The 505-nt window shown below is 46.1% G+C and carries 1 protein-coding gene; it reads left to right on the top strand.

Features of this window, described 5'->3' with window-relative positions:
* Positions 1-13 precede the first annotated feature (13 nt).
* A partial coding sequence (locus A3735_RS02345) for a PHP domain-containing protein (RefSeq protein ID WP_197485614.1) occupies positions 14-505 on the top strand: 492 nt, incomplete at its 3' end.

The raw sequence follows: 505 nt of genomic DNA, 5'->3' as shown, positions 1-505 counted from the left end.
TGGTGTGAAACTCTTGTCTCTAACTGACCACGATACCGTCGCCGGTCAGCAAGAAGCTTTTGACGCAGCAAATGTTGAAGGGATTTCAATGGTGCCCGGAATCGAGCTTTCATGTGTTTGGGGAAACTTTACCATCCACGTTCTTGCCTACAACTATGACTTGAATTCGGGCTTGATGCAGGAAATTGAAGCAAAGCAGTTACAGTCACGTCATCAACGCGCAGAGCTAATTGCAGAAAAACTAGAAAAAAAAGGCTTTCCAGGCCTGTTAGATGCTGCTCGGGCTTTGACTCAGTCAGGGATCCCTGGCCGACCTCATTTTGCACAGGCGATGATTGACCTAGCTTATGTTAGCGATCATAACGAAGCCTTTAAAAAGTATCTGGGTGCGGGGAAGGTTGGCGATGTAAAAAGTTTATGGCCAGAGCTAAAAGACATGGTAAATAGTATTGTTAACGCAAAGGGGAGTGCTGTCGTTGCCCACCCCAGAAAATACAATATGACC

The sequence above is a fragment of the Oleiphilus sp. HI0061 genome, assembly GCF_001635675.1.
The sequence above is the reverse complement of the archived record's forward strand: the minus strand, read 5'-3'. Positions and strand labels throughout refer to the sequence as shown.